This is a genomic window from Gardnerella sp. C0684A1 (assembly GCF_055326835.1).
The window spans coordinates 63,954-86,060 of the sequence record NZ_JBLTSX010000003.1; the positions used below are offsets into that span (position 1 = coordinate 63,954).

General features: G+C 37.8%; 20 protein-coding genes and 1 pseudogene. 8 read left to right on the forward strand and 13 right to left on the reverse strand.

What is annotated here, in order from left to right; all coding sequences use genetic code 11:
• The first annotated feature begins 21 nt into the window (after positions 1-21).
• From ACNEUN_RS03585 to ACNEUN_RS03610, 6 genes are all read left to right on the forward strand, one after another.
• Positions 22-1,923, forward strand: a complete 1,902-nt coding sequence (locus ACNEUN_RS03585) for a sensor histidine kinase (protein WP_427877546.1) — start codon at positions 22-24, stop codon at positions 1,921-1,923.
• Positions 1,924-2,098: 175 nt separating this feature from the next.
• On the forward strand, positions 2,099-2,488 hold the full coding sequence (locus ACNEUN_RS03590; protein ID WP_427876955.1) for a cold-shock protein: 390 nt from the start codon (positions 2,099-2,101) through the stop codon (positions 2,486-2,488).
• Positions 2,489-2,505: 17 nt separating this feature from the next.
• Positions 2,506-3,645 carry a DUF3027 domain-containing protein gene (locus ACNEUN_RS03595; RefSeq protein WP_463630897.1) on the forward strand — a complete coding sequence of 380 codons (1,140 nt, stop codon included), beginning with the start codon at positions 2,506-2,508 and terminating at the stop codon, positions 3,643-3,645.
• 83 nt (positions 3,646-3,728) lie between these two features.
• A complete protein-coding gene (locus ACNEUN_RS03600; RefSeq protein ID WP_463630899.1) occupies positions 3,729-6,353 on the forward strand; it encodes an ATP-dependent Clp protease ATP-binding subunit in 2,625 nt (874 codons plus the stop codon).
• Between the two features lie 282 nt (positions 6,354-6,635).
• The gene (locus tag ACNEUN_RS03605) at positions 6,636-7,622 is read left to right on the forward strand and encodes a helix-turn-helix domain-containing protein (RefSeq protein ID WP_463630900.1); all 987 of its coding nucleotides are present in this window, start codon (positions 6,636-6,638) and stop codon (positions 7,620-7,622) included.
• 352 nt (positions 7,623-7,974) lie between these two features.
• The gene (locus ACNEUN_RS03610; RefSeq protein ID WP_463630902.1) at positions 7,975-8,592 is read left to right on the forward strand and encodes a DUF4097 family beta strand repeat-containing protein; all 618 of its coding nucleotides are present in this window, start codon (positions 7,975-7,977) and stop codon (positions 8,590-8,592) included.
• Positions 8,593-8,838: 246 nt separating this feature from the next.
• Here ACNEUN_RS03610 and ACNEUN_RS03615 read toward each other — a convergent pair whose 3' ends face one another.
• On the reverse strand, positions 8,839-9,240 hold the full coding sequence (locus tag ACNEUN_RS03615; protein ID WP_427876945.1) for a DUF2178 domain-containing protein: 402 nt from the start codon (positions 9,238-9,240) through the stop codon (positions 8,839-8,841).
• A complete protein-coding gene (locus tag ACNEUN_RS03620; protein ID WP_004134772.1) occupies positions 9,237-9,440 on the reverse strand; it encodes a helix-turn-helix transcriptional regulator in 204 nt (67 codons plus the stop codon). Before ACNEUN_RS03620 ends, ACNEUN_RS03615 begins: the two co-directional genes overlap by 4 nt.
• A 191-nt stretch (positions 9,441-9,631) precedes the next feature.
• On the opposite strand from ACNEUN_RS03620, the gene ACNEUN_RS03625 reads away from it, so the two are divergent.
• Together ACNEUN_RS03625 and ACNEUN_RS03630 are read left to right on the forward strand one after the other, a co-directional pair.
• Positions 9,632-10,723, forward strand: a complete 1,092-nt coding sequence (locus ACNEUN_RS03625) for a hypothetical protein (protein WP_463630904.1) — start codon at positions 9,632-9,634, stop codon at positions 10,721-10,723.
• 709 nt (positions 10,724-11,432) lie between these two features.
• Entirely contained in the window at positions 11,433-12,269 is an 837-nt protein-coding gene (locus ACNEUN_RS03630) for a DUF3800 domain-containing protein (RefSeq protein WP_463630906.1), read from the forward strand.
• Between the two features lie 134 nt (positions 12,270-12,403).
• On the opposite strand, the gene ACNEUN_RS03635 is transcribed toward ACNEUN_RS03630, so the two are convergent.
• The 11 genes and pseudogenes from ACNEUN_RS03635 to ACNEUN_RS03685 form a co-directional block, all read right to left on the reverse strand.
• Positions 12,404-12,571 (reverse strand): type IIL restriction-modification enzyme MmeI, encoded by a 168-nt coding sequence (locus tag ACNEUN_RS03635; RefSeq protein ID WP_463630908.1) that lies wholly within the window; start codon positions 12,569-12,571, stop codon positions 12,404-12,406.
• Between the two features lie 328 nt (positions 12,572-12,899).
• Positions 12,900-13,442: an isochorismatase family protein gene (locus tag ACNEUN_RS03640; protein WP_463630909.1), complete on the reverse strand. Its 543-nt coding sequence runs from the start codon at positions 13,440-13,442 to the stop codon at positions 12,900-12,902.
• A gap of 12 nt (positions 13,443-13,454) precedes the next feature.
• Positions 13,455-14,690 carry a hypothetical protein gene (locus tag ACNEUN_RS03645; protein ID WP_463630911.1) on the reverse strand — a complete coding sequence of 412 codons (1,236 nt, stop codon included), beginning with the start codon at positions 14,688-14,690 and terminating at the stop codon, positions 13,455-13,457.
• 40 nt (positions 14,691-14,730) lie between these two features.
• Complete coding sequence (locus ACNEUN_RS03650) at positions 14,731-14,946, reverse strand: helix-turn-helix domain-containing protein (RefSeq protein WP_463630913.1); 216 nt, start codon at positions 14,944-14,946, stop codon at positions 14,731-14,733.
• 628 nt (positions 14,947-15,574) lie between these two features.
• Positions 15,575-16,357, reverse strand: coding sequence for a GIY-YIG nuclease family protein (locus ACNEUN_RS03655; RefSeq protein ID WP_463630915.1), 783 nt, complete (start codon positions 16,355-16,357; stop codon positions 15,575-15,577).
• Between the two features lie 151 nt (positions 16,358-16,508).
• A complete protein-coding gene (locus ACNEUN_RS03660) occupies positions 16,509-16,835 on the reverse strand; it encodes a type II toxin-antitoxin system RelE/ParE family toxin (protein ID WP_463630917.1) in 327 nt (108 codons plus the stop codon).
• On the reverse strand, positions 16,832-17,137 hold the full coding sequence (locus ACNEUN_RS03665) for a type II toxin-antitoxin system RelB/DinJ family antitoxin (protein WP_463630919.1): 306 nt from the start codon (positions 17,135-17,137) through the stop codon (positions 16,832-16,834). The genes ACNEUN_RS03660 and ACNEUN_RS03665 overlap by 4 nt, the downstream gene beginning before the upstream one ends.
• Positions 17,138-17,613: 476 nt before the next feature.
• Positions 17,614-19,131, reverse strand: a pseudogene (locus tag ACNEUN_RS03670) (DNA/RNA helicase domain-containing protein); the annotation flags it as partial.
• Positions 19,132-19,205: 74 nt separating this feature from the next.
• The gene (locus ACNEUN_RS03675) at positions 19,206-20,858 is read right to left on the reverse strand and encodes a recombinase family protein (protein WP_250309538.1); all 1,653 of its coding nucleotides are present in this window, start codon (positions 20,856-20,858) and stop codon (positions 19,206-19,208) included.
• 70 nt (positions 20,859-20,928) lie between these two features.
• Positions 20,929-21,096: a hypothetical protein gene (locus ACNEUN_RS03680; protein WP_194251715.1), complete on the reverse strand. Its 168-nt coding sequence runs from the start codon at positions 21,094-21,096 to the stop codon at positions 20,929-20,931.
• Positions 21,097-21,114: 18 nt separating this feature from the next.
• Complete coding sequence (locus ACNEUN_RS03685; RefSeq protein ID WP_250309539.1) at positions 21,115-22,062, reverse strand: phage major capsid protein; 948 nt, start codon at positions 22,060-22,062, stop codon at positions 21,115-21,117.
• Between the last annotated feature and the right edge of the window lie 45 nt (positions 22,063-22,107).

A 22,107-nucleotide genomic window follows, 5' to 3' on the forward strand; every position in this document is an offset into this window, starting at 1 on the left:
AATAGAGTAACTGAAAATTCTATCTCAAATTTGCAAAATTCTAGTGTACAGGGAAAAGCAACTCAGCAGGGAAATTCTTCGTCACTAGTTGTAAAAGTCAACCCAAAAGAAGACTTAAATATTAAGAAGAAGTGGTCTGTAAAATCTCGTATTGACGCAATTCCTCTTAGCACTAGGCTAGTCGCATGTACTATTGCTGTTTTAACTGTAGCAGCATTCTGCATATCACTGTCAATTCGCCAATTGGTAGGAAACTATCTTCTTGACAAAACCGACTCTCAGCTATCAGATCAAGCTCAGCTAATCTGCGAAAATAATGTTGATTTGCTTCACAGTAAAGATGCAGATCGAACAGCTATTGGACCAAACGATTACTTCTTACAAATACGAGACACTAATAACAGAATTATCGCAACACCATTAATACCACCTTTAAAGGGAAATATTGTTTCAGAACCTGTTCTTCCTAAAAGCGGTGTAGTTGATAACGTAGTGCTCAATCGTAAACCTTTTACAGCTCCTGCAAAAATAAAAGGAAATACTGAAGGAATTGATGAAACAACTTCTAGAATAGCTAATTCACCGTGGCGAGTTAGTGTTTTAGCATGGGGTCCACGCGTTAACAACAAAATGAAAATCCGTGGCTATATTTATATTGCTCTTTCGCTGAACGATCAATTAGATACGCTTAATACTCTCACAAGATACTGCGTAATGGTGAGTATTGCAGTTATTCTTCTTGGCGCTGTTTTTGCAGCATTAATTATTCAATCAACTTTAGGACCGCTGAAACGTATAGAAAAAACTGCTTCAAAAATTGCTTCAGGTGACCTAAGTAGGCGAGTTCCTTCAGCACCTATAAATACGGAAGTGGGCTCATTAGCAGCTTCTCTAAATTCCATGCTTACAAGAATCGAACGAGGATTTAATGAGCAGGAAGCAATGACTGAGAAAATGAAACGATTTGTTTCTGATGCAAGTCATGAGCTTAGAACACCTCTTGCAGCAATTCACGGTTATGCAGAATTGTATTACATGTGGAGAGGTATGCCAGATGAGCAAAAGCGAGCAGATGACTCTATTGCGCATATTAAAGCTTCAAGCGAACGAATGACTGAGCTAGTTGAAGATTTGCTCTCACTAGCGCGCTTGGATGAAGGACGCGGTATTAACACTTCTCAAACCGTAAGTATTGCTCCAATTATTTCTGATGCAGCGAACGACTTACATGCTCTTGATCCAGTTCGTTCTGTTCAACAGGGCGAAATAATAATTAGAGATTACGATTTGTCGTACGATGAGCAAGATTTTGAAAGAAAAATTGTTTTTACTCCTGGAAAACTTCCTAATGTAAGTTTGTTAGGAGATGGAGCAAGATTGCGACAGGTAATGACGAATATTGTTGGAAATATTCACCGATACACTCCTGTAGATTCACCTGTAGAAATAGGAATGGGAATAGTAAAAGCTTCTATAAGCCCAGAAATTCTTTCTAAAATGCAATCTACATCTGAATCGTTGAAGGATTTTATAAACACTATTGTCCAAGATGATTATGATGAACCGTATAACAATTACGCTATTATTCGCGTAATTGACCATGGTCCAGGTGTTCCAGAAGAGTCATTACCACACATTTTTGAAAGATTCTATATTGCTGATCCTTCCCGCGCTAGAGAAAAGGGTGGAACAGGATTAGGTATGGCTATTGCTCAATCTGTGGTAAAAGCTCACCATGGTTTTATATGCGCTACTTCTTCGAATATTGGTGCCATATACGAGCCAAGAAATATTGACGACACTATGAGCAGTTATTCAAACAAATCAAATTCAGGTACGCGGCACGGTCTTACTCTTACAGTAATACTACCTATACGTACTGTTATTGATACTGCTTCAACAACAAAATATGAACAAAAATAAGAGCAACACATAAAAATTTAAGCTTTCCTGACGTATAAACAGTTATGCGCTACAATGGAATAATAGTTGATGCAGAAAAGCTAATTATGCTGCAGTTGATGTGTATAAATCAGTGTTGTAGCGTTCTGTGTTTATGTGTATGTACAAGCGATATATTGTATGAGTGAGGTGTGTTATGCCCAACGGGCGTGTGCGTTGGTACGACGATCAGAAGGGGTTTGGTTTCATTACGAGTGAGGATGGTAAAGATGTTTTTCTTCCATCCTCAGCACTTCCATCTACCGTAAAGAAACTAAACAAGGGCACTCGTGTTGAGTTTTCTGTTATAGAAGGTAGACGCGGCCCACAAGCTATGGGTTTAACTATTGTGCACACAGCGCCATCCTTAGTTAAGGCAACACGCCCTAAAGCGGAAGACATGGCAGCTATTGTAGAAGATCTTATCAAACTATTAGATGCAGCAGGAAACGGCTTAAGACGCAGGCACTACCCTTCAACTAGCGAAAGCAAAAAACTTGCTACTTTGCTGCGTGCTGTAGCCGATAATTTTGATGTGCAAGACTAATTTTCAGGAATAGTTTTATGACAGATGAATTGATGGATCCAAAAAAGCTATCGTACGACATAGCTGTGGAGACTTCAGAGAACCCTGATTATGTTGGTGAATTTGTAACTTCGATAGAACTTGACGACAATGTCACTGATTTTCGTTTCGAGTGCAAAAAACCTGGTTATGAAGGGTGGCAGTGGTCTATAACACTGTATCATGATATAGAAGCTGAGCGTTGGACTGTAAACGAGTCTACTCTTGCGCCTACTGAGAACTCTTTATTACCACCAAAATGGATACCTTGGAAGGATCGTTTAAAGCCTTCTGATTTGTCTGTTATGGATTCAATCGGTACAGAAGAAGATGACAGTAGACTTGAAGACGGTTTTAGAGCTGTAAATTCACTTCATAAAACTAATACTGATAGTCCTTGCGACTCGGATGATGTAGAGAATGAAGAATCTAGTGAAAAAATAGATAAGGAAAACTCTACCGAAGAAACTTGCGAAACGGAGTCAGAGTCCAAGTCAGAGTCCAAGTCAGAGTCCAAGTCAGAGTCCAAGCCAGAAACAGAATCGGATATTAAACTATCTGAAAGTGACAATACTTTAGACGCAAACGAGACAGATAATACTGCAGAAGGTAGCAAAGATATACTTGCTGAAACTGCAAAAAATAGCAAGGATAGCGAAGAAGACGAAGATCTTGAGGAAGTAATCTCAAAACTACGTTTATCTCGTAAACACGTCATGACAGCAAAAGCTATCTCACAAACCGCAAAACGGTGGTACGCAGGTCAACACGGTCCGAAATCACTTTCAACAAAAGTTGCAGACGGGAACGCATGCTCATCTTGTGGATTCCTAATACCTCTTGCAGGAAGCTTAGGATCAATGTTTGGCGTATGCGCAAACATGTGGAGTCCAGATGATGGTAGAGTTGTCTCATTAGACCATGGTTGTGGAGAACATTCCGAAATAGAACCACCGGAGCCATCACAATTATGGATTCAGTCAGCACCAGCGTATGACGATTATCATATCGACATTCTTGAGCAAGCACCTCGCGAAGAACGTGCTGATGTAGAGCTCATTGAAGAAGCAATTGAAGATAGTAAAGAAAATCGTCTTATTAGACGCAGAACAACAAATTCAGCACAGAAAGAAAATTAATACACTCGCCTGTATACTTATACAGTGCTCGCGTCATGGCAACTCGTTAACATGGAACGAAAGAAAAGAACGGAAGGCAATTTATGTTTGAACGCTTTACTGATCGTGCTCGACGTGTGATTGTGTTAGCTCAAGAAGAAGCACGCGCACTTCAGCATAATTACATTGGCACTGAGCATATACTGCTTGGCCTTATTCGCGAAGGCGAAGGAATTGCTGCAAAAGCACTAAGTTCAAAAGGGGTTGAACTTGATGGCACGCGCAAGCAAATAGAAGAAATGATAGGCAAGGGTACAGTATCTCCTAGCGGACACATTCCTTTTACCCCACATGCAAAGCAAGTGTTGGAACTAAGCTTACGTGAAGCATTACAGTTAGGCCACAGCTATATAGGCACTGAGCATATACTGCTTGGCCTTATTCGCGAAGGCGAAGGAATTGGCACTCAAGTCTTGATCAAAATGGAAGTTGATTTAGGAGACTTGCGTAGCACTACAATAGATTTAATTCGCGGAAACAGCGGATCTCCAGACGATTCTTCAAAGGGAGAGCTTGCGAATGCAGGCGGAGTTCAAGATAAACGTAACCAATCAGGTTCAGCGTTACTCGATCAGTTTGGGCGTAATTTAACTACAGAAGCAGAACAAGGAAAACTTGATCCTGTTATAGGTCGCTCTAGAGAAATTGAACGAGTAATGGTTGTTCTTTCTAGACGAACAAAAAACAATCCTGTACTTATTGGAGAACCTGGCGTTGGTAAAACTGCAGTAGTTGAAGGATTAGCCCAAAAAATTGTTGCAGGGGACGTACCTGAAACACTTAAAAATAAGCAAGTCTATTCTTTAGACTTAGGTTCCATGGTTGCAGGTTCACGATATCGCGGTGATTTCGAAGAGCGTCTTAAGAAAGTTCTTAAAGAAATCAAAACACGTGGAGATATCGTTCTGTTCATTGACGAAATACACACTATTGTGGGCGCAGGATCTGCAGATGGTGCTCTCGGAGCTTCCGATATGCTAAAACCTATGCTTGCACGTGGAGAACTACAAACAATCGGCGCAACTACTACAGACGAGTATCGCAAGTATATTGAAAAAGATGCTGCACTTGAGCGTCGTTTCCAACCTATTCAGGTACCGGAGCCTTCAATAGCTGAAACTATTGAAATTCTTAAGGGATTGCGTGAACGCTACGAAAACCACCATCACGTAACGATTACAGACAGTGCATTGCAAGCTGCTGCAGAAATGTCATCGCGATATATTCAAGATCGTAATTTGCCAGACAAAGCTATTGATCTTATTGATGAGGCAGGAGCTAGACTTCGTATTAAGCGTTTAACGGAACCACCTGAGCTTAAAGAACTTGACCACAAGATTTCTAAAGTTTCTGAACAAAAAGACGAAGCTATTAAGAATCAAGACTTTGAACAGGCTGCTGATTTGCGAGAATCTCAAGAAAAACTTGAGAATGAGCGCAAAGAAAAAGAGCAGGCTTGGCGAGAAGGCGAGTCCGATGTACGCATGGTAGTTGATGAGGATGTTATAGCATCTGTAGTATCAAATACCACTGGCATTCCTGTTGTTAAGCTCACGCAGGCAGAATCTAAGAAGCTGCTTGGTATGGAAGCTGAGCTGCATAAGCGTATAGTTGGCCAGGATGAGGCAGTATCTGCTTTGGCTCGTTCTATCAGACGCGCACGAGTTGGTTTGAAAGATCCAAAACGTCCTTCAGGCTCATTTATTTTTGCCGGCCCTACTGGCGTTGGTAAAACTGAGCTTGCAAAAACTTTGGCACAATTCTTATTCGATGACGATGATGCTTTGATTCGAGTAGATATGTCTGAGTTTGCCGAAAAGTATGCCGCTTCAAGACTTTTCGGTGCACCTCCTGGATATGTTGGATATGAGGAAGGCGGCGAACTTACTGAAAAAGTCCGAAGGAAGCCATTCTCTGTTGTTCTCTTCGATGAAATCGAAAAAGCGCACCCAGATATTTTCAACACGCTTTTGCAAGTGTTGGATGACGGTCATCTAACAGACGGTCAGGGACGAAAAGTTGATTTCAAGAACACTATTATTATCTTGACAACTAATCTCGGTACGCGCGATATTGCTAAGGCTGCGACTACTGGCTTTACGCTTGGAAATAACTCCGATTCAACATACCAGCGTATGAAAGATCAGGTTAATTCTGAACTTAAGCGTCATTTCCGCCCTGAGTTCCTGAATCGCTTGGACGACACTATTGTATTCCGTCAGCTTACAGAACCAGAGGTACGTCAGATCGTTGACATGGACGTTAAGCTTCTTAACGATCGTCTTTTTGAACGTCATATGTCTCTTGAGCTTACCGATTCAGCGAAAGATCTGTTGGCTCAGAAAGGCTTCGATCCTCTTCTTGGTGCTCGTCCATTACGTCGAGTCATCCAAAGAGATATTGAAGATGCTGTTTCTGAGAAGATTCTTCTTGGTGATTTAACTGATGGAGAGCGCATAATAGTAGGCGCTGAAGGCGAAGGTTTGCTGGGAGAGTTTACTTTTAAGAGCGAAAAGTTCGATACTTATGACACTACTGCTGTTGTCACTGACGAAAGTAGTAAATCTGAAGAGAATAAATCTGAAGAAAACAATACTGAAAGTAGTAATACTGAAGAAAATAAATCTGAAGATACCAAAACTAAAGAAGATAGCAGCGAAAATAAGTAAAGTTACGCAATAACTAAACTTGAATATACTAAAAGCCCGGAAGTTAACGCAACCGGGCTTTTTGTTTGAACACAAAAATTTTATAAAACGTATAAATTACTTAGCAGATGTGTCAGACGCATTGCACATAACATTGGCAGCTGTGCCAGTTGCGCTCATTTGTCGGCAGAAATTGCGCTTTCAACGGAAATTGCCAATCGCACTTGCTACTACGCAACTGCTGTTTCAGATATAATTTCACCATGATCATGATGAATTCGAGTTTGAAATGGAGATGTTTTTATGATTTTAGCAGATAAAATATTGGAACTGCGTAAACAAAACGGTTGGTCGCAGGAAGAATTGGCGGACAAATTGGGCGTCAGTCGCCAAGCTGTTTCCAAATGGGAAGGCGCACAAAGTATCCCGGATATGGAACGGATAATTGCATTGAGCCGTTTGTTTGGTGTTAGTACAGATCTTCTGGTAAAAGATGAAATTGATGTTATGGGGAAGAACATCGACGCAGATGGAAATGCCTGCCAGGAAGAAGCCGGCGTTCGCATGCGGGTAATTGAGCTGGAAGAAGCCTCCGCTTATATTGCTCACAGAATATCATTTGCCGCCTATGTTGCTCTAGGCGTTCTTCTTTGTGTTCTGGCGGCAATCCCGTTGATTGGCAGTGATCTTTTGCTTTCTCACACAGTAAATGCGCAAGTCTGTAAAACTATGAGCTTAGCATTCAGCGTTGCGATTATCACTGTAGCTGTAGTTATTTTTATTATTCAGAGTTTCCACGAAAAGCGTTATCAATATTTGGAAAAAGAAGACTTTGAAACGGCTTACGGCGTTGACAGTGTGCTCAAAGAACGCTTGGAACGGTTCATGCCGTCGTATGTGCTGCGGACGGTCAGCGGTGTCGTTTTATGTATGGTTGCCTTTATTTTTCTTATAATTTCGGATACAATGCCGAAATTTTATCAACTTCCATCCGGCTTTTTTGTAATTATCGCTATTGTCCTGGTGGCAGCAGCTGTTTACTTATTCGTACAGGCAAATATTGTTCGCTCGTCCTATTACCGTTTGCTGCAACCGAAGAAAAAGATTGTCTATCCTGCAAAGATTAGGTTATTGCTCCAAGCTTACTGGCTTATAATTATCCTCATTTATTTAGCCTACAGTTTCATCACGTCCGATTGGGGAAAAAGTTGGATTGTTTGGCCGTTGGCCGCATTGACTTACGGAGTAATAGAAGTAGTGCTCAAAGCGTGGAGGCTCGGAAAGAAATAAGTGACTTTCGGAGCCGATTTTGTTCAGATGTTTGGCGGCATCAGTGAAGATGATTGGAAAGCGCGGTGTGCGAAATACATGTCATCAAGTCATAAAGGGCAAGATATTTAGTGCGCGGTGATAAGTTGCGTTTTCGTTCTGACATTTGTTTGTGTTCATAAAGGTGAGTGTAAGACTAAATAATCTTGTTAGAAAGAAAAAATTTGTGCTAGTTTGAAAGATTTAATAAAATACTCTCATTGGTGTAGCATACGTAAGTAACAGTACCCGACGCGCCTCTTAACAATGCGGACCAAGCTGTGTTTTTTGATTTTGGCCTATAACCCAGATATTTAACAAGGGAGTTGTTCAAGTGGTGAATAGTAGGAAGTTTGTAGCAAAAACTAAAGATGTTAGCTTAACGGTTAGAAGGGCTGATTCTTTTAGTATTAGTTATGTTAATTGTGAAAAAGACGTGTTTGGGATTGAAGAAAATCAAGATGGTATAAAGCTCGTTCAAACAGAAAAAGTGTCGTATTTTTACTGGCTTAAGTGGCTTGCTAAAGGCAGTCCTGAGGTCATTGTTACGTTGCCGGAGAATGTTGATTTTTGTGAGATTGAAGCTGAGTCGAATCAAGTATTAGTAACGGATATTAAAGCTGACAAGATTTATGCGGAAGTTTATAACGGCAGGGTGGAAGCAAGGAATGTTCAGGCGAATGATGTTTTTCTAAAGTGTCTTAATGGTTCTGCTGTGGCGCATAATGTTAAGGTTGTTGCTTCTTGCATGGTGGATACGTTAAATGGTACGAGTGTTTTAGAGGGAGAAATTACCAAGGGTGCATGTCTTGAAGTAGTTTGTGAGAATGGCGTGGCTGAAGTTTGTGATAAGCATAAAGCTAATCTTAGTTGTAATAATTTTGGGCGCAAAACAGGTGGATGTGCTCACTATGCTGTGCATTGTTTGAATGGAAAAGCTGTAGTGAAGTAATACTGTTGTGGTGCTTTATGTCCGCTACTTTGACCAATCGCACGAAGTAGAGTTTGGCATATTCTAAAAATGCTTCGGAATGTTGGAGCATTAGGCTTGGTGGTTTTTAATCCAAGTGTAAAGGTCATTTTCATTTGCCTTGCCTGATGCAACTTTGAGAATAAAAAAGTTCCTTATTGGGGATAAGGAGTTTACGCAAGTTGGTAAGTTGCGTGATAAGTAGTAAATGGGTGGGTGGGTCTGGTTTTAATATTTTTTCTCATAATATTTGTTGATAAAAAACATGATTAATGGAGAAAATGCGATCGAAATAGCTAGAAGAGCAGCTGGTAAATATGCTTTTGTGATAAATGCAATTATGGCAATTATTCCCATTAGGTGCATCAGTATGAATGCCATTGTTGCATTTACTTTATCTTTGATTTTCTCGTTTCTTTCATCGTTCACATTTATTTTGTAGTTGTGGTCTTTTTCCATCATCTTATAGTGCATGATTTTTACGTGTGAAAGTGAGATAGTTGCAACAAAAACAACTGACAGTACAATTTCTACGGATTCGTTCAGCTTAAGAGTCAGTGCAAGAATTAGTCCGCAAAATCCTATTACATATCCTATATACCAAAAATTTTGGGTTTTCTGTTTTTTCATTTTTTATCTTCCTCGTAGATAAATATTTCTTCGATTGTTAAATCAAAGTACTTGGCAATTTTGTATGCCAATATGATTGATGGGTTATATCTTCCATTTTCCAAAGAGCCGACTGTTTGTCTTGATACTTCAAGTGCGTCTGCAAGTTCTTCTTGTGTTATTCCTTTTTCTTTTCTAATTTGTTCAAGTCTATTTTTCACATTACATTCTCCTTCCTAATGGAAAGCTAGCTTTACATATAAGATAATTGTTTCGAGAGTAAATGTCAAGTCTGCTTTCCATTGGATTTAATTTCGATAATATTGTTTGCAAAGTTTCATAGTATTCAAGCGAGTAAGAAAAATAGAAGTATAATTTTCTTTCAGATAATATTTCATATAGTATTGTTCTCATGGGTAATAGTAGTGAGCTTTCGGCAAGTAACAGTGAAAATGTGTTAGTAGATTTTACTGAAAAACTTCTTGTGGATGTTAAAGATTTTACTAAGAACAACAATAAAGTATTAAGTGTTCCCGTATCTGAATTATTGAATTTTGGATCTGTGTTATCGTCATTAATTCCTGCATGTAATACAGTTACTCAAACAATAAGCATTCCTGCGGATGGTCTTTATAAGATTGCTAATAAAGCTGCAGGTGATACTCTAAAATACGCAAAAAATGGGAATCTATGGGGATCGTTAAGAAAAGCTGACGGTGGTTCTAGAATGATGCAGATTTCAAAGATGGAGTCTTTGCAAGGTTCTATGAAAACAGCACTTCCGTTTAATCCTGCTCTTTTAATGATGGCTGTGGCTATTTATTCTATTGAAAAAGATATGAAAAAGATTAAAGAGACGCAGGAAAAGATACTTACCTTTATGGAAGTTGAGAATGAGTCACAGATTGAGGCAGATGTTGAGTCATTGATGGGGATTGCTTCTACTTATAAGTGCAGTTGGGATAATGAAATTTCTGTTACGAATAATCATAATCTTGTTATCGATATTAAGAATCGTGCTAGAAAGAACATTATTGCTTATCAGAAAAAGATTACTGATATTCTTCTGTCAAAGAAGTTTATTGTGTCTAAAAGTGACGTAAATTCGACGTTATCTGATTTAGGGAAAAAGTTTAAGTATTACAGATTGTCGTTGTATATTTTCTCTCTATCATCTTTGATGGAAATAATGTTAAGTGGCAATTTTGCGGAAGATTACATTACTAATGCAGAAAATGAGATAAAGAAATTGTCTGATGACTACTGTGAAAAATTTGAAAAAAGCTCTTTATATTTAGAAAAACTTGGTAATTCGGAAGTAGAAGTCAACGTTGTGAAAGCTATAGGTACTGCTGGTATGGCTGTTGGTAAGTTAATTGGTGGTATTCCTTTAGTTAAAGATGGTTCTGTTGATGAGTTTTTACAAGATAAAGGAAACGGATTACATGAAAATGCTAATGCAATGGTAGCAAAAGCAGTGAAGGAGTTTGCTGTTTTTGCGTGATCCGGAAACAAAAATGTTTGTGGAAAAAATGGATGATATAACTCAAATCTACAATCGTACTTCGCAAATATGTGTTGATAAAGAAAAAATATATTTGTTGTAGGTCATATATTATTTCATTTTGCTGGTTACGTCACGTTATGCTTTTGCGATTTGATTTTTAATCTTATTGGTAAGTGTAATTTTCTAATGTTAAAACTAATGTTTGGCGTCGTCAGTGAAGATGCCAAGCGCTGTTACTTTCTCAGCTGCTTGACTGAGAATTTAACGGTGTTTGGGCTGTGGATTGCAATACAGAATATCCAGGCGTAACCTTATACACTTTTTGGCTTACCTACACACACAAACATTTTTCTATGTAATTGTGGATAAAGGCGCCAGAAGATTCACAATTCAACTGCATTTTGTTTCAGAATAATGAAAATGCTAGAGGGTCACACAAAATTGGTGACCCTCTGCTAACAGCAATCAACACTCCCTATAGTGAAGTGAGCTTGTCGTATATACAAGCATATACAAATTTGGTTATTTTTACAAATTTTATGACTATGTGTTGTATTAATAGTTTTTTAATATAAAAAACATGTTATAAACACAATTATTAAATAATTAGAAGAATATTCGCAATATTTTAGCACGAATATGAAGTTGTTTCTAATATTGCTACTATTTTATGCAACAATTTGTAGTAAATAGAACAGTAATTTATATGAGTTATGCACATTATTTTTCTAACTTGATGGTTGAAATACTAATATGCGATAATAACGACATGCTAACTGCTTATATTGATGAATCTCATTCGCCTGTAGATAGAAAAATTGGCGGAGATATATATTATATTGGTGCGTTAATTGTTGATGAGCAGCAAAAAGAATTTATAGAACATGAGCTTGCAAAATTAAAAGAAAGCGTTATACAAAAATTTAATGTTCCAAAGAATGTTGAATTTCATGGTCATTGTATGTTCCAGTTCAAAGGTGATTGGAAATGCATGAATGGGCTATATACACAATCCACTGGTATTTATAGATCTGCAATGCGCATTTTGGCAAAATCATGTGCAAAAGTCATTATTCGCGGTGTTGCTGCTGATGAATTAAAACAACGATATAAAGAACATGCTCATACACCTCATGATGTTGCGCTTCAATATTGTCTCGAGCGAGTTAATTTTATTGCTGAATCATATAAAACTGATATAACTATTATTGCTGATAAAGTGGCTGATCCTGAGGCACATGAAGGTCGTATTAAGCAATACCAAAAGAATGGTAATACAGAGGGTTTTTATAATTCAAATCTTTCTCATATTGTGATGCCATTCCATTGGGAAGATTCAAAACAATACTTTGGATTGCAAATGATTGATATGGCATTATTTATCGCTTCGCGCGCTGCAATGATTGATAAATCATTGGAATCATCTCAACTTTCTCGTGGAGATAAAGCAGTATTAAAAACAGCTCATATAATTGACGATATTATTTGTAACAGTGGTGTATATTTCCCAATGAAGCATCGTATACAAAACGACATTTTCTAATGTAAATATGCTAGAGAGTCACGCAAACCGGTGACTCTCTGCTAACAGCAATCAACACCTCTTTTAATATAAATCCTGACTTGTAGAAACTACAGATTTGCTTTTGCATTTTATGCAGTTTGTTTATATTAAATTCATTCCTTAGTCATGCGAATATAGGATTTGAAGAGAATTTCTAGTCGCTCGTCATTATTAGAGCAAGGCTTTGTAGCGCCAAAAGCAACGTCTACTATTTTATCTAGCTCGTCGTGAGCTTTGCGCAAATCTTGAGGCATGTATGTTGGGGCTAGTTTCTTACTCATTTGGATACAATGAAACTTTCCTTCTAAACTCTGAAACCTTTTTAGACATCAAAAAAGACGGTATTACTACCACCTTAATTATTTACACATAACGTATTTAGATTTAGATTTCCATTTTGGTTGCCGTTTCTAAATTGATACAATACAATGGAGCATAATTTCTACACCCTTAACAATTAACACCACCGCGTGTATTTTTGCACACCACTCATAACGATACCGTATGCACCGTTACGGAGTAAGAGCATGGCAAATTTTGATTTGATACTTGGTGCAACTTGTCGATTAAACATAGCAGTCAACCATTTTAAAATGGTTGACTGGATTACTATAAACTCTCAAGATCTTGTACTGACAAAATCTCATTATCCCTCAATTGATGTTCTCCTATCAGACGTTTCATACATAATATTCCTGCTTGGTGAAAAGCCTCTCCGCCATTGGAATCACAGTATCTTGTTAATACAACCGGACGGATGTTGTGTTCAAATAAATCGGTTGCTATCTTTAAGACACAGCAATCTGTATCAGCTCCAGCTACAAAAATCTGCTCCGGATATTTTCCATCGTTCAGTTGGCACAAACGTTGCAAAAAATTCGGAGAGATACATGTATATACATATTTTGTTACAACTTCATCTAGATACGGAACGAGCGTGGGGAAAAGGGAACGTTCTTCTTCGTTTTCAAGCCGATGCCAATTGAATATTTTCTCATATATACTGTTTTTTTCATTGATAAATTGTGTAGCGATAACGACATCGAACAGCTTTTTTTCAAGCAGCCCTTTAATTCTTTCAGCTAAATCTTTCGTCTGAGGATATCTCGTAAAACCGTTTTGCATATCAACAAGTATCAAAATCTTTTTCATTGTTTTCTCCTTCTAATTCTTTTTAATAAGTATGACTGCCGCAATCACAATAATTAAGCTCATCACGATTACCGGTAACAATTGCAAATCCGGAAGACCATGTACCAGAGCATCATAGAGCATTGGTGCAATTTGAATGAAAGCGATGAGGAAAAGCAGGAACTCGTTCAACCAGCTGTATTTTTTCTGCTTTTCAGCAGTGATGCTTTCTGTTTTAGCAATAAGGAATTCCATTTCTTCCTTGAAATTCTGAACGTATTTTTCTATGCCACTTGTACGAATCAATTCCTCTCTTATACGAAGAACATATGCAGGTAAAGTGGAATCTGATAATTGCTGAAACTCATTTAACAGCTTTTGAAAACTAAACAGTTTTTGCCTAAGTTTAGAAACTTTCATTTTTCTTGCTGTAGTCCCTTTGACTAAATTGTCGTACATGCAATATACATTCATCCACATAGCTTGCAGATCAATTTCCAAAGCTGTGAGCATCTGCTCTATACTCTTATCCGGTTCTTCCGTATAGAACAGAACCGCTGCCCAGCTAATATATATGGATCTATTTGCACTATTTAGCAAGTTCTTTGGCGGATTTAAATTTTTCAAATCTATTTGACATATATCATCAACTGACTCCTTATAGCAAGAAAAAATAAGTGAGTCCTCCTTATTGGCAAGACTTGGCTCAAGCATTATTTGCAAATTAGCTTTATCAATATCATCCATTTCTCCATATACAAGGTTGCCATCTGTCTTTGTGATAATACTAATTGTCATAACATAAGAAAATCCACCGAATTCCCAATCTTCTCTTGCTGATCTCCGCAAGTTAAAACATACCGCTTGCACAATATTTCTCAAACGAGCAGCTATTTTTTTAAGAATCGGCGTGTTTTTATTTTCTGAAGCCAAATAAGAAGCGTGCTTATATTTCCTATTAGAACAATAATCAGTGGCATAATTGCCATCTGTAATCGAATATATCTCGCCTCTTATTACAAATACAGCTATTCCATATCGATAAATATACAAGTCTATCGTCTCTGAAACACGATATCCAAACAAAAAATATTCAGAATTAGTCTTAAGAAGACGAACTACGTTTCCATCCTCCGCAATAAGCTGGAAGTTTTGATTCAATTCAATTTGAATCTTTTGCTTAATGCTATCATCAATTTCGCATCCAATATCAAAAGGAAGAAATCGAATCGGCTCGATGACACCTAACAGTTTAGAATCAGGATTCATATGGATACCTCTGTTTTTTCTGCAAAATTATATAATAAAATTACAATTCATCTCGCTTTACATAGGTCAGCTGAATGTCGTATCCCAGTGTTTCCATGAGTTTCACGAAAGTCTTATTGATTAGGGAATCACCTTTTTTGATGAGCCGATTCACATATTGACCTGTAGTACCTGAAGCTTCGCCAAGCTGTGCTTGCGTCATTCCGGCTTCAATGCATTTGACCTTAAGATCAACTTCAAGATTGTTTTTTATCATCGTATTTACTTAGCCTCCGCAGCTTTTTACAATCATCCGTTAATTAGCAACACAAATTGTGCTACTCATTATAGCATATAGGCTTATTTTTTGTACATCACAAAAAACACCCGATCGTAGCTGAGTGCCAATTCTATCTAGCATCCACGATCACCTAGTCTCCGATTTTTCCGTCCAAATTCTCGAACTCAAGGAACGGCGGTTCCATAGTGCCCGGCTACCTTGATCCAGGCAAGGCGCAACTCATCAGCCGTATAATGAAGCCCTTTTCATATTGAGGAGCAGCCACTTCGCCAGCCGGTAGCCGACTTCCTTTTCAAGCATTGAAATTCCTCCTTCAAGGTGTACTGTATATAAATCACTCTGAAAGGCAGAAAAGTCAAGGGAATACGGCGATATTCGACGCTATCGACAATATGCACACCCCGCATAACGATAGCTTTTGTGTATCGTTACGGGACGGATTTATCGTTATGAACGTATGCAAAATGAGAGCCGCGAACATCCCTCCGACCGACCCGGAAAAAGCAGGTCGAAAATCGAAGGCAAAATAAGACCTCTGCACACCACTTCGGTGCCAGAAAGACTTGATTTCAAAGGCTATGCAGGTGTTCTTGCATATCAATCGTTATGCAGTACGCATCAATCTAGGAACACTTTCCTCTTCTAACGTTTTAAGCGATTTGCCATCTTCCGTTTTCCACTCGGTCTTACCGTTTGTTGTCATTCCTAAAACAAATGAAGCGGCATAAGATGGACTCTTAAATAAATAAATAAATAAATAAATAAATAAATAAATAAATAAATAATTCTTGGTGAGCTCACCGTCTTTAATTTCGTTATTTTGTTTGCACCGCTGTCTTAGCTCTTTTATGGTATCTGGGATAGCATCAGAATCTGTTTCTTCAATCTGGCTTCTTGCCAATACTACAAATCCCTCGTTCGTTCGTTTGCAATGTGCTTCTATGGTTTTATGCGATCGCTTAATCTTTCGAGAAAGACTTAATAACAGTTCATTATCGTCTTGCTCTTCAACTACAGATACTTGCGTTTTTACTAAAGGTACAAAAATCTTATAGCCTAAAACACCAAGCATCATCTTAAACTGCTCAACATAAACCTCTAACTCCGCCTCTTTTTCTTCCGTCACATTACCAGGGTTAGGATCATTACCATTCCTTACTTTGTAACGATCAGTATCAATAGCAAGGTTAGTAAATTTGTTTTCAAGATAACTTATTTCCATTGGCCCCCAAGAATTGTCACTAGTCGTAAACATAACCGCTTCACTAAAGTAAAAACCGTCTTTTAGGTGTTCATTAACTCTAAAAAGAACACCTTCACCATTTTTCCTAATACCAGCTTGCCCAATATATACTTCATCCTCCTCATCATCATTCTTGACAAACAAAAAATAAACGCCACACTGCTTGAGTTGCTTTCTATCCTTACATTTATCTAGATATGTTCAAAAAGTTCATTGGCACCAAGTCATGATTTTGACCATATAAAACGTTACATTGTGCTTTTAGAAAGATATGTCACATATTGTCGAATTTCCATTATTCGTTGTTGATAATATTTTCAATGTTTCTGCCTGCATAAAAGATACGAACAACCATTACGCTACATTTATCTTCATCTACGAAGTAAAAAGCTGTGTAGTTGTCGACTGGAACTCTGCGTATTTCTTTAGAACGCCACGGCTCCCAATCAACAAGCGGATATCGCATAGACATAGTGTTAAGAGAACGTATAGCATGCTTAATGCGGTTGACTTGTTTTTCCGCCGTTTTTGGAACTTGTAAATTAAAGCGAATGTATTCGTATAGCCCAGTGAGATCCAGGAACGCTTGCGGAGAATAAATGACGCTATAGGTTGTGCTCATACGCCGTATTCCTTAGCGAAGAATTGGTCTACTTCATCTTCACTATAAGATTTGCCAGTTGAAATAGAGTCGATGCCTTTTTGTAATTCTTTATCCAACTCGGCTCTTGTTAAGCTACCTAAAGCAGTAGGCGTATTAACTGGCAAGCGGAGTTCAAATGGCATACCTTTTTGTAAAACGATTTGGCTGTAAAGCATTTGGATTGCTGAAGATGGAGTTATTCCAAGCTGGTTCAATATGCTTTCAGCGTTTTCTTTAAGATTTGTGTCGATTCTTGCATATACAGCGTTCGTGTTTGTCATTGTGTTGGCGTCCTTTCTGCCCTCATTTTACAAAATAGTTGCAAGCATATGCAAGCAAATGAAAGCAAAAGTTTAATCACTATTCAGATTATGACTTTCCGTTGTTGGTTTAGATATTTTGCGTACTTTAGGCTGTTTTGCGTACTTAGTGAAGGCTATCTCTAAAAAGCTTAGCGCGCTGCGGCTTTAAGCAGGTTGATTCAGAAAGCAGTACGTAGCAATCTTCAAACACCGTTACTTTCTCAGTTTGTTAGCTGAGTTTTTAACGGTGTTTTGCTTATTACCGTTACTTTCTCAGATAGTTGACTGAGTTAGTAACGGTGTTTGAGCTGTGGATTGCAATACAGAATATCCAGGCGTAACCTTATACACTTTTGACTTACCTACACACACAAACATTTTTGACCTACAACCTCATTTTTCCACGCAATTGTGGATAAAAGTTGCCAGAAGATTCTGTTACATAAGCAGGTAGCTCAAATCAATGAATTACGCTTACACTGAGCCTCTAATAATGCTTTTTCTAATTCCGCATCTACAGCAAAAATATAGAGTCCATTAACTCCTCGTTTTAATAACACATTAAGCTCATTTTTAAGATTATCAATTGAATAGTCTAACGCAATTTTCTTTTTTCCTGATAAATCTTTAGTGTGCCTTTTATTAGTTGCTTTATCGTTTCGGCTATTTTCCGGGCAAAAAACAACTTTACCATCACGATACTGCACTGATGGCCCAATTATTACACCAGCATAATTTAGATCAAAGCCTTGAATGGTAAATGTAGATCCAATCTCATTTATGGTATGAGGCTGTTCCGCCCATGATTTTTTTGTTTCCTTTATTGAACGTGAATGCTTCGGACTATCTAATGATGACAATTGATAATTCCACGGATGACTAAAAACTTTCCCTTCTCGTTCCAAAATTTCTAACTCGGAACTACTGGCAATAGAATATTCTCCAAGTCCCATATGCCATTGTCCATTACTATCACAATGTAAATCTACATTCCAAGTACCATTTACAGCATTAGGATTATTCTTATTGCTCTTATACTCCCAATCGTATGTTGCAACAATACGCGATAATCCGTGTCCATCGCACCCAGAAGCTTTTTCTTCAGATTTAGACTTAATAGCATTAAATAGCTTAATGGGCGAATCAAATACTTTGAAATCAAAAGGTTTATTGTCAGTATTTGAATCTTCTTTTTTTGTTTCATAATTACGACATACTGGAAGAGTATCAATACAACCATTGTATACAAAATTTTTAATCCATTCGAGAACATTTTCATTAGCTCTCATACGCATCTGATTTTCAAGAATGAAACGACGAACACTCACACTTATTGAAGCATTTAATAATAATTCTCCACAATCATCATCATTTTTGAAAGAATTCTTATCCTTGTAATCTGTTCCCAATAATTTTTCTAAATCTTCGGAATTCCAACGCTGGTTACTTTGTAAAATTTGATTAGGATCAAAAGCTGCGATAACAACTCGAGATCTACATAAAATATCAGACAACATATTTGAACCAGAGTAAGCCTGATTAGCTTGTGTATTCAGTAAATGAGCCTCATCAATAAGAGCTACATCACAGCAACGTTTTGGTCTGTCAATAATGCCACGTCCTTGTTCTGTTTGTTCGCTAAAACGATTAATAAACTGGGAAGGTAGCATAACAAGTTCATCATTATTTTTTTGTAAACGTAATTTTGTTGCTATTTGATTGTATACATTCACTTGTTCTTTATGATTTACAATTATGCAAGCAGTTTTCCTACTATTAATAGTTGAAAATTGCTTATATTCATAATCATAATCTTCTTCGTCGTTTCCTTCTTCAATATCCTCATAATTGTATTGTAGTGATTGGTTTTTTATTTTGCTTAGCTTGTTACAAATTTTATAGAACAAATCACTAAGTAAAACTGTTTTTCCGGTACCAGCATCACCCTCTAATAAAATAAGGGTGGATGAATTGGGGGCATTCACTTAGGGATTTAATTCCTAAAAAATTATCGGCGTAATCGGTATTACTACCGGCTACGCCGATTTTACTTATGCAGTGGAATATCAACTGCACCTATGTAATTCCACTGTATCCATATGGTTTGTTTCTTGGTTCTTGTACCTGCTACCTTTTCAGATTTTTCAACATAAATCTTATCTACAAAGGTTCGAATGATCTCTGCATTAAGTTCTTGTATATCTGTGTATTGTCGTACTAATTTCAAGAAAGAATCCACGTTGAGACATTCCTCTTGCGCTTTAGAAATAAAGGCTTCAAGGGATTCAATCTTGCTTTTCAGTTCAGCTTGTTCCTTGTCGTAGGACTCAGACATGCTCTTAAATCGTTCATCAGAAATTTTACCGTCTAAGTTGTCTTCATAGAGATGCTGAACAATTGTGTCAAGTTTGCTAATTCTTGCTTTTGCTTGCTCGAGTTCCCTATTAGAGGACTTTAACTTTTGGGTTAGTTCTTTCTCGCTTTTCTTCATCACAAGTCCCACGAACTCTTCTTCGTGCTGTTTGGCAAATGAAGTAATCATTCGTAGCTCGTGAAGCAGTATTGCTTCGATCTGAATATTTCTAATTTGATGTGATGAGCATTTGCCTTTTTGCTTACGATAGGTAGCACAGACAAAGTATTCTTTATCATGGCTCCAATCTTTTCCTCGAACCTGATAAAGCTTGTTACCACAATCCGCACAAAATAGCATTCCTGATAACACTGGCATTTCTCCAAGATTGGCACGCACTCGTCTACCATCTCTTATACGTTGAACTATGTCAAAAGTTTCCTGGTCAATAATTGCTTCGTGTGTGTTTTTGAAAATTAGCCAGTCTTCTTTGGGATTCAATAATGTTTTCTTGCACTTGTACGATTTCTTTCTTGTTTTGAAATTGACCGTATGCCCAAGATATTCTTGCTTTTCAAGCATATTAGAGATAGTTTTTTGATTCCAGACTCCCTTAATCTCCGATTTCGCGGAAGGAATTTTAATACCAAGAGAGAAAAAATGCTCAGAAGGTGTTGGAATATTCCTTTTGATTAGCTCATTGGCAATCTGGCTAGGCCCATACCCATTAACGCAGAGTCTAAAGATTTCACGCACTACACTGGCAGCTTCTTCATCTACAATCCAATGATTTTTATCTTCAGGATCCTTAAGATACCCATAAGGAGGATTGATGCAGAGCGGCTTCCCACTTTGTCCTTTTGCTTTAAACACAGCTTTTATTTTTCTGCTTGTGTCTTTAGCATAAAACTCATTGAAGATGTTGATGAAAGGTGTCATGTCGTTGTCTGACTGATTATTGCTATCTACGCCGTTATTTATTGCAATAAAGCGAATATCAGCGTTAGGGAATACCATCTCTGTATACATACCAACTTGCAGATAATCTCTACCCAAGCGTGACATGTCCTTGACGATAATGGTTCCAATCTTTCCTTCGTCAATGAGAGCAGTTAATTTAAGCCAATCAGGTCGCTGGAAATTAGTACCCGAGTAGCCATCGTCTACAAAGAACATAAGATTGTTGAAATGATTATCCTCGGCATACTTTTTCAGCATGCTCTTTTGATTGATGATGGAATTGCTGTCACCTTGTAATTCATCGTCTTTGGATAAACGGCAGTAAAGTGCCGTTATCTTGCCTACATTATCTAGAGTATAAGAAGGCTGTCTATTTAGTTTATTCATCTGTTTTCCTCCTTTCCGACAGCCTTCAAGCGGTCAGTATATATTCCCGTATAACTCAGAATTTATCAAGTTATTTAGCTTCTATTACATGGTTTAAATTGCTTAAAATAAGGTGCTTGATTAGGTCTTTGACACCTTTCTGAGCACTCTTGCTTTCAAGAGAGTGAACCGTAAATTCAGTATTTCCGATTCTTAACACTTCGGTTTTTACCGGTGTATCCCTAATTTGTTCATCCATGCATTTTGACCTCTTTGTTTAAGAAAGTTGCAATAGTTTAATTGCTTCAGGATGTACCAGTTTTCCATCCAAATACTCAAAAGAGAGGTAACCTATCTGGTCCATAAGAGAAAATATTTCGTTTAGAACCTTGATGGTTGGGTTATGGCGTTCGATAATCCAATAGTTGGAAAAATCACCAAAAGCGATAACTTTTGCTCCCTTTTGAGAAGAAGGCATGGCATTGTCAATGACCACAGGTCTGCCCATTAAGTTGCCATCAAAATCAGGTAGGATGTATGATCCGGTAGTGTCCTTTAAGGTTTGAAGATAAAGAGCAGTTTCATCATTCATAAGCCACGTGGCATTTTCTCGATACTTACTATCTAGCGAGAAGAATAAACGTTTGATGGCATCTGCGGAAATCTCTTTTGCTTGCACAGCAACCTCAGCACCTGATGTATCTGATAAAATTCCTGTCGGCTTAGTTATCCCATCACCATTTATAAAAGCTTCCGACTCATTCAATGTGAACTGCTTCGTCAGTTCGCTTGTTATGAACTCTTCGATATCAAAGTCAAGGTCAGCTGCAAAATCCGTACCCAAACGAATGAGGTTAACTAGGGTATACTCCGTTACATCAATACGCTTAAAGCCATCTTTAATAGGCATATACGTCATGATGCTTGTGTCATAATCTTTCATCCATTTGGTGAACGGTGAGGCTTCATAGATGAACAATTTACTTGCTTGCGAGTGTGCTTTTACCACTGTACACAGTTTTCTAAGATTACTTTTGTTTGCAAGTTTTGCTTCGAGTTTTGCTAGAGAAGAAGTCGGCAAATCATAGGCATCCGTATAATGGTGGCGCAGTTTTCTTTCAATATTATTCGCATTACCATTTGCATTGCGCAATACGTTCCAAAACGTGCTGTGGTAGTCCTGACTTGCTAGTTTCATTTCTTTTTCAATATCTCTGTTAATCATAATCGTTAGTTCCTTTCATTACTGTTTTCTGCAATTGCTGCAGTA